The sequence below is a fragment of the Kitasatospora sp. NPDC050463 genome (genome assembly GCF_040655255.1).
GTDB lineage: Bacteria > Actinomycetota > Actinomycetes > Streptomycetales > Streptomycetaceae > Kitasatospora.
Window position 1 is genome coordinate 1 of record NZ_JBFAJO010000019.1, and the last position, 8506, is coordinate 8506.

The window sequence follows — 8506 nt, forward strand, 5'->3', positions numbered from 1 at the left end:
GGCGGCCCTCCGAAGAGGGCCGCCACCGCCGTTTCAGCCGGTTCACCGCCGTTCGGCGCCAGGTATCAGGGTGCCGCGCCCGGCTGGGCCCCGCCCGTCGAACTGGGCGAGGGGGTCGGCCTGGTCGACTTGCTGCTGCTGGGCGAGGGGGCCGTCGAGGTGGCGGACGCCGACGGCTGCGGTGTGCCGCAGAGCCCCGGGATGAGGCAGGTGGGCGAAGCCCCGCCACCACCACCGCCACCGCCACCACCGGTCGTCGGCGGGGTCTTGGTCGGCGGCTGCGTCGGCACCGTGCCCGGGCAGTCCACCCCGGGGACACAGACCGGCCCCTGGGTGGTGGTCGGCTGCGTCGGCTGCTGGGCACCCGGGTCCGGAGCGGTGGGAGCCGTGGTCTCGGCCGCCGAGGGCGAGGCCGAGGCGGTGGCCGTGCTCGGGGCGCCGGAGGAGTCCACCTGGCTGCCGATCGGCTGCGGCGTGGGGAAGTCCATCTTCTTCTCGTTGGCCAGGGCGGCCTTCATGTACCGGGTGAAGATGTCGGTCGGGGTGTCACCACCGTGCACCGAGTCCTTGCCGCCGGTGCCGTTGAGCGACAGCCGCTCGTGCTTGGCCGGGTCCTCGCGCCACATCGCGACGCTGGTGGCCAGCTGCGGGGTGTAGCCGACCCACCAGGCCGACTTGTTCTCGTCGGTGGTACCGGTCTTGCCGGCCACCGGGCGGCCCAGGGCGTTGCTCTTCGAACCCGTACCGTTCTTCGCCACGTTCACCAGCACGTCGGTGACGTTGTCGGCGACGGCGGGCTCCAGGGCCGGCTTGAGTTCGGGCTTGTTGAAGCCGGGCCGGGCCACGCCCTTCACCTCGACCTTGGTCACCGAGTACGGCTCGGCCTGCTTGCCGCTCGCCGCCAGGGTCGCGTACGCGTCGGCCATCCGGATCGGGCTGACCGTGGAGGTGCCGAGGGCGAAGGTCGGGGTCTTCGGGTCGGCGAAGCTCTCCTTGCGAACGCCCATCGCCTCGGCGATGTTGGCCACGTTCTGCCCGCCGACGTCCTGGTTGAGCTGGACGAACGGCACGTTGTACGAGTTCTGCATGGCCATCCGCAGCGAGACGTAGCCGCGCTTGCCGGCGTCCTCGTTCTTCTGCCGGTACGGCTTGCCGTCGTCGCCGATCACCAGCGAGCCGTCCGGCTTGCGGATCTCGGACAGGTCGTCGGACTGGTAGCGGCTGTCCGCGTTGATCCGCTTCGGCTTGCCCTTGTCGTCGGTCGCGGTCTGCACGCCGACCTGCATCGCGGCGGCCAGCACGAACGGCTTGAAGGTCGAGCCGACCTGGACGCCCTTGGCGTCCGCGTTGTTGTCGAAGTGCTGGTTCTCCACGCCGTCGCCGCCGTATATGGCGACGATCGCGCCGTCACCCGGGCGGACGCTGGCCGCGCCGAACTGGACCCAGTTGTCCTTCTCCGGGCGCTTCTGCAGGTTGAGCGTCTCGCCCTTGACGTCGTCCACGGCCTTCTTGAGGGCGTCGACCTTGTCCTTCTCGAAGGTCGTGTAGATCTTGTAGCCGCCCTTGTCGATGGACTGCTGGCTGATCGTCGGGTCCTTGGTCATGATGAACTTGTTGGCGGTGTCGACCAGGTAGCTGATCTCGCCGTTCATGTTGGTCGGCGGCTTGCGCGGGATCGGCGCGGGGAACGTCGTGCACTTGGCCCGCTCCTCCGCCGTGGCGTTCTTGGTGGTGACCATCCGGTCCAGGATCCACTTCCAGCGCTCTTCCGCGCGCTCCTGGTTGGCCGGGTTGGTGGGGTCGTACAGCGCGGCGCCCTTGAGCAGGCCGGCCAGCATGGCGCTCTGGCAGATGTCGAGGTTCTTGGCGTCGACGCCGTAGTAGGCCTGCGAGGCCGCCTGGATGCCGGTGGCCCCGCGGCCGAACCAGCTGATGTTCAGGTAGTCCCGCAGGATGTCGTTCTTCTCCATGTCCTGATTGATCTTCAGGGTGAGGAAGAACTCGCGCACCTTGCGGCCGAGCGTCTGGTCCTGCGTCAGGTAGGCGTTCTTGACGTACTGCTGGGTGATCGTCGAGGCGCCCTGGGTCTCGCCGCCGGTCGCCATGTTGTAGACCGCGCGCATCATGCCCATGGGGTCGATGCCGCTGTCGGTGCGGAAGGTCGAGTTCTCCGCGGAGATGACGGCGTTCTGCACGTTGGGGCTGATGTCGGCGAGTTCGACGATCTGACGGTTGGTCTCGCCCTTGCGGGTCATCTCCGAACCGTCGGCCCAGTAGTAGATGTTGTTCTGGTCGTTCACCAGGTCGTGGATCTGCGGGACGGTGGTGGTCGCGTAGGCGTACCACACCCCGCCCACGCAGGTGGCGAAGAAGAGCAGGAAGCCGGTGAGCCACTGCTTCCAGGACGGCAGCCAGCGGCGGACACCCTGCTTGCCGAAGCGCGGGTAGTCGATGAACCGCTTCTTGCCGGGCTTGCCGCCCCGGCCGCCGCCGTCGCCGTCGCCCGCTCCCGCCGCCGCACCGCCGCGCCTGCCGCCCTTCTGGGCCGCCTTGCGCATCTCGGCACGGCCCATCCGGGGCTGCTGCGCCGTCTCCCGCAGGCCCGCGGGGCGCTTGCGGCCGGGGCTCTCCGGCCCGGGCCCGCCCTGTCCGGCTCCGCCCGGGCGGCCGTTGTCGCCCGGGGGCTGCTCGCCACCGTCGGCAGACCTCCGCCGTCGTTCGCTCATGTTCCAGCTACTCCTCGCCAGGCGGTCGAGCCTGAAGGCAGGGTTCACGTCCGATGCCCGCAACCGCCCTAACCCCGGAGGTGGTCCTCGTGCACACGCGACAGCGTACGCAGCCGAGAAATATAACTAATCGGGCATCAAGTACCAATGCCCGCAAAACGGCAGCAGATCATTACAGGCCCGTTGCCAAGCACACCCGCGCGTCGCCTTGTGATCACATTCACGCGTGCCCCCCTTGCTCCGCCGGGGAGCCAGGTTTACTGTTCTCGATATATCGAGCCGATACATCGGAGCGACATACCGCCGGAGACGGCGGACCAGGAAGCGGCCGGAAGGAAGGGAGGACGACGGCATTGGGCAGGCGCTCAGGAGTGCTGGAGTTCGCCGTTCTCGGCCTGCTCCACGACGCCCCGATGCACGGGTACGAGCTGCGCAAGCGGCTCAACGTCCTGCTCGGAACGTTGCGCGCGTTCTCCTACGGAACGCTCTATCCGTGTCTGAAGAGCCTGGTGGCCCAGGGTTTCCTCGTCGAGGACAACCCGGACGACGAGTACGTCCCGGCCACCGCGCTCAACGGCAAGCGGTCCAAGATCGTCTACCGGCTCTCGCCCGAGGGCAAGGAGCGATTCGAGGAACTGCTCGCCGACTCCGGCCCCGACGCGTGGGAGGACGAGCACTTCGGCGTCCACTTCGCGTTCTTCGGCCAGACCGACCGGGCCGTGCGGATGCGCGTCCTGGAGGGTCGCCGCAGCCGACTGGAGGAGCGCCTCGAACGGATGCGCAACTCCCTCGCCCGGGCCCGCGAGCGGTTCGACGACTACACCGTCGAACTGCAACGACACGGCCTGGAGTCGGTCGAGCGCGAGGTCCGGTGGCTCAACGAGCTGATCGAGACCGAGCGGGCCAACCGCAGCGGCCGGACCGGACCTCTCACCGGCGGGTCGGCAGACCCCCGGGGGCAGGCCGGCGCAGTACCCGACAAGACTTCGGACGGCCGTGGCCAGGAGGCCGGATCCCCGGATCCGCCCGGGCCACCGTACGACCGCCCGGGGCGCTCCGACCAGGAGCGCTGACACCGCGTCCGCCCTGTGCGCGCGGTAGGAGTGGGCGCCTCGCGCCCGTCAAGCATTCATCGAAGAAGCAGGACGAGCGCCGCCGAGCACCGGCGGCCCTCATGAGATCACAGGGAGCAACCGGAATGGGTTCGGTTCGCGTAGCCATCGTGGGCGTGGGCAACTGCGCCGCGTCGCTGGTGCAGGGTGTCGAGTACTACAAGGACGCCGACCCGGCCGGCAAGGTCCCCGGCCTGATGCACGTCCAGTTCGGCGAGTACCACGTCCGTGACGTGGAGTTCGTCGCCGCCTTCGACGTCGACGCCAAGAAGGTCGGCTTCGACCTGGCCGACGCCATCGGCAGCAGCGAGAACAACACCATCAAGATCTGCGACGTGCCGCCGACCGGTGTCACCGTCCAGCGGGGCCACACCCTCGACGGCCTGGGTAAGTACTACCGGGAGACCATCGAGGAGTCCGACGAGACCCCGGTCGACGTCGTCCAGGTCCTCAAGGACAAGCAGGTCGACGTTCTCGTCTGCTACCTGCCCGTCGGTTCCGAGCACGCGGCCAAGTTCTACGCCCAGTGCGCCATCGACGCCAAGGTCGCCTTCGTGAACGCCCTTCCGGTGTTCATCGCGGGCACCAAGGAGTGGGCGGACAAGTTCACCGAGGCCGGCGTGCCGATCGTCGGTGACGACATCAAGTCCCAGGTCGGCGCCACCATCACGCACCGCGTGATGGCCAAGCTGTTCGAGGACCGCGGTGTCATCCTCGAGCGCACCATGCAGCTGAACGTCGGCGGCAACATGGACTTCAAGAACATGCTCGAGCGCGAGCGCCTGGAGTCCAAGAAGATCTCGAAGACGCAGGCCGTCACCTCGCAGATCCGCGACCGCGAGCTGGGCGCCAAGAACGTCCACATCGGCCCGTCCGACTACGTGGCGTGGCTCGACGACCGCAAGTGGGCCTACGTCCGCCTCGAGGGTCGCGCGTTCGGCGACGTCCCGCTGAACCTCGAGTACAAGCTCGAGGTCTGGGACTCCCCGAACTCGGCCGGTGTCATCATCGACGCCGTGCGCGCCGCGAAGATCGCCAAGGACCGCGGCATCGGTGGCCCGATCCTCTCCGCGTCCTCGTACTTCATGAAGTCCCCGCCGGTCCAGTACTTCGACGACGAGGCCCGCGAGAACGTCGAGAAGTTCATCAGCGGCGAGGTCGAGCGCTGAGCTCAGCGACGATTCCGATCGTCGAGCGCCGGGTTGCGGACGCCGGGCACCGAGGACTGAGTACCGAGTACTGAGTCCCGGGTGCTGAGTCCGGAACACCGGGAGCCGAGTGCTCCCGGGCGCTGAACGGGTCCACGGGTCACCGTGGACCCGTTCACCATTTCCCGGCGAATGTTTCACGTGAAACACGGGCCCCTTCCATGGCAGTCTGGGCGGGTGGCGATCACGGAGAACGGCAGCACCGACCAGACCGCGCACCGCGCCACGCTCCTCGGCCTGCTCCGCGGGCGTGACTTCCGCCGGCTGCTGACCGCCCGGGTGCTCTCCCAGCTCTCCGACGGCGTCTTCCAGGTCTCGCTCGCCGCCTACGTGGTCTTCTCCCCGGAGAAGCAGTCCTCCCCCGCCGACATCGCCTCGGTGCTGGCCGTGATGCTGCTGCCGTTCTCGGTGATCGGCCCCTTCGCCGGCGTGCTGCTGGACCGCTGGCGGCGCCGCCAGGTGCTGTTCTACGGCAACCTGGCCCGTTTCGGGCTCGGCCTCGTCACCGGCGCCCTGTTGCTGGTCGAGGCGCCGACCGTCCTGTTCTTCGCCTCCGCGCTGTTGGTCACCGCGCTCAACCGGTTCATCCTGGCGGGCCTGTCCGCCGCGCTGCCCCGGGTCGTGTCCCAGGACCGGCTCGTCACCGCCAACGCGCTCTCCCCCACCCTGGGGACGGTCGCCGCGGCCTCCGGCGGCGGCCTGGGCTTCCTGCTGCACCAGGTGATGCCCCCCGGCCCGAAGGCCGACGCGGCGCTGGTCACCGTCGCCGCGGTGCTCTACCTCTCGGCCGCACTGGCCGCCCGCCGGATGGACCGGGACCTGCTGGGGCCCGAGCACCGCCTCGACCGCCCCCCGCTGGGCCGGGCGCTGGTGCTGGCCGCCCGCGACCTGGGCGCCGCCGTGACCCACCTGGTCCGGGACTGCCGCCCCGCGGTGCACGCGCTCGCCGCCGTCACCGCGGCCCGGTTCTGCTACGGCGTGCTGATCGTCGTCGTGGTGATGCTCGCGCGCTACACCTTCAACGATCCGGCGGACAGCGCCGCCGGGCTGGTCACCCTGGGCCAGGCGGTCGGCCTCTCCGCGGCCGGGTTCTTCCTCGCCGCGGTGGTCAGTCCGTGGTGCACCCGCCGGCTCGGACTGGCCGGCTGGATGACGCTCTGCCTCGCCGCGCCGGTGGTCTTCGTGCCCGCGCTGGGCCTGAGCTTCTCCCTGGTGCCGTGCCTGATCGCGGCACTGCTGCTCGGCGTGGTCACCCAGGGCACCAAGATCTGCGCCGACACCGTCGTCCAGGAGTCGGTCGAGGACGAGTACCGCGGTCGCGTCTTCGCCATCTACGACGTGCTGTTCAACGTCGCCTTCGTGGCCGCCGCGGTGGTGACGGCACTGGTGCTGCCGCTCTCCGGCCGCTCGGTCGGGGTGGTCGCGGGCGTCTCACTGGTGTACGCGCTCGCCGCCGTGCTCTATCTGCGGGCGGCCCGGCGGACCGGCCCCCTCCCCGGTGACCAGCGGTCCTGAGGCGGCGCGCACCCTCGAAACCTGCCCCGTCCGGGTGAGTCGCTAAGGTACGTCAGATCTGTCGGTCCGACAGCACTCTGTCTCGGGGGAGAACCTGATGAGCACACCGCCCAGTCCGTACGGGACGCCGCCGCAGTACGGCTATCCGCAGGCACCGGGACCGGGCGTACCGCCGCAGGGCGGAGCACCGTACGGCGGGCCGCCCCCGCAGTACGGCCCCCCGCAGCCGGCCCCCGCCGGCTACGGTCAGCCGCCGGCGTACGGCTACCCGGCCGCGCCGCCGCCCGGCCAGGCCGCGCCCGGGTACGGCCAGCAGCCGCCGTACGGACAGCAGCCCCCGTACGGTCCGCCGCCCGGCGGCCAGCCTCCGTACGGCCAGCAGCCGCCGTACGGGCAGCAGCCGGTCGCGCCGCAGCCCGCCGGGCCGGCGCGCAAGACCGGGGCCAAGGCCAAGGCCAAGGTCGTCGTCGCCGTGCTCGGCGGCGGCGCACTGATCGTCGGCTACTTCGTCAGCGGGCCGAGCGTCAGCAGCGCCAAGGCCGGTGACTGCGTCAAGGCCAGCGGCTCGCGCGACGTCGACATCGTCAAGTGCACCGACTCCAAGGCGAATTACAAGGTGCTGGCCAAGTTCACCGACAGCACCGACACCACCCGCTGCAAGCAGACCGCCGGGACGACCAGCACGGTCTCGGGCAAGAGCGGGCGGCGCTGGAACAAGAAGCGCTACGTGCTCTGCCTCGGACCGCTGACCACCGGTGTGCCGCCGGTCAAGAAGTCCTGACCCCTTTCCGCCGACGTTCACCGACCGACGTTCACCGACCGACCTTCCCCGGGGGACCCCTTGTCCGTTCCGCCTCCCCAGATGCCGTACGGCGCCCCGCCGCCCGCCGACGGCAACCCCTACGCCGCCGGCAACCCGTACGGCGCCCCGCCGCCGGCCGCACCCGGCTACGGCTACCCGGCCGCCCCGCCGCCGGCCGGGTACGGCGTGCCCGCCCAGGCCGCGCCGCCCCAGCCCGCACCGCCCGGCTACGGCTACCCGCAGCAGGCCGGGTACGCCCAGCAGGCGCCGCAGGGCGGGCCGGTCTGCCGGTTCTGCGGTGGTTTCCCGGCCGTGGAGACGACCGTCCGCGGGCACCAGGGCATCATCATCGTCATGCGGTTCCTGAAGCAGCCGGGGCCGTTCTGCCACACCTGCGGCACCGCCGTGGTCCGCGACATGTCGGCCCGCACCCTGGTCCAGGGCTGGTGGGGCTACCTGTCCTCGATCATCACGCCGATCACCCTGCTGCGGAACCTGGCCGCCCACAACAAGATCAAGGACCTGCCGCCACCGGTCCCGGGCACCCACGGCCCGCAGCTCGATCCGGGCGTCCCGCTGACCAAGCGGCCGCACATGCTGATGCTGCTGCTGCCGATCTTCTCGATCACCTCGTTCATCATCCTGATCACCACCGGGGCCCTGCTCGGCGCCAACCACCGCAGCGCCACGCCGTACCACCCGCTGGTGCTGCCCTCGGCGACCGCGGTGACCATGCCCCCCATGCCGTCGTTCTCGCTGCCGCCCATCCCGGAGATCACCACCCCGGGCGCGGCGAAGCCGTCCTCCCCGGCCGGGGCCTCCTCGGTGCCCAGCGACATCGACCGGGCCAAGGCCGGCGACTGCCTGCGCAACGAGAACGGGACGGGCGCCACCCACGACCCCAACCCGCGGATCACGATGCTGTCCTGCACGGACTCGCGGGCCCAGTACAAGGTGCTCCGCAAGATCCTCGCCACCAGCGACGACAAGGCGTGCGACAACGTGCCCAACTCGGACAGCAGCTACACCCGGGAGTCCTCCAGCGCCGCCCTGAGCTACGTCCTCTGCCTCCAGGGGCTCAAGAGCTGACGGCCCTCGGCGGGCGACGCGGGAGGGGTGGCACCGGAGCTTCCGGTGCCACCC

At 70.3% G+C, this 8506-nt stretch carries 6 protein-coding genes; 5 read left to right on the top strand and 1 reads right to left on the bottom strand.

All coding sequences use genetic code 11. The features are described 5' to 3' along the window. Positions 1-65: 65 nt before the first annotated feature. The gene (locus AB0J08_RS14545; protein WP_360632430.1) at positions 66-2726 is read right to left on the bottom strand and encodes a transglycosylase domain-containing protein; all 2661 of its coding nucleotides are present in this window, start codon (positions 2724-2726) and stop codon (positions 66-68) included. A gap of 353 nt (positions 2727-3079) precedes the next feature. Between AB0J08_RS14545 and AB0J08_RS14550 the strand changes: the two genes are divergently transcribed. The 5 genes from AB0J08_RS14550 to AB0J08_RS14570 all read left to right on the top strand — a co-directional run bounded on the left by AB0J08_RS14550 (position 3080) and on the right by AB0J08_RS14570 (position 8452). After that, complete coding sequence (locus AB0J08_RS14550; RefSeq protein WP_360632433.1) at positions 3080-3799, top strand: helix-turn-helix transcriptional regulator; 720 nt, start codon at positions 3080-3082, stop codon at positions 3797-3799. A gap of 125 nt (positions 3800-3924) precedes the next feature. Continuing rightward, positions 3925-5007: an inositol-3-phosphate synthase gene (locus AB0J08_RS14555; RefSeq protein WP_360632436.1), complete on the top strand. Its 1083-nt coding sequence runs from the start codon at positions 3925-3927 to the stop codon at positions 5005-5007. Between the two features lie 216 nt (positions 5008-5223). After that, positions 5224-6561, top strand: coding sequence for an MFS transporter (locus tag AB0J08_RS14560; RefSeq protein ID WP_360632439.1), 1338 nt, complete (start codon positions 5224-5226; stop codon positions 6559-6561). 97 nt (positions 6562-6658) lie between these two features. Then, complete coding sequence (locus tag AB0J08_RS14565) at positions 6659-7342, top strand: hypothetical protein (RefSeq protein WP_360632442.1); 684 nt, start codon at positions 6659-6661, stop codon at positions 7340-7342. An 81-nt stretch (positions 7343-7423) separates the two neighbouring features. After that, positions 7424-8452 carry a hypothetical protein gene (locus AB0J08_RS14570; RefSeq protein ID WP_360632445.1) on the top strand — a complete coding sequence of 343 codons (1029 nt, stop codon included), beginning with the start codon at positions 7424-7426 and terminating at the stop codon, positions 8450-8452. Positions 8453-8506 lie beyond the last annotated feature (54 nt).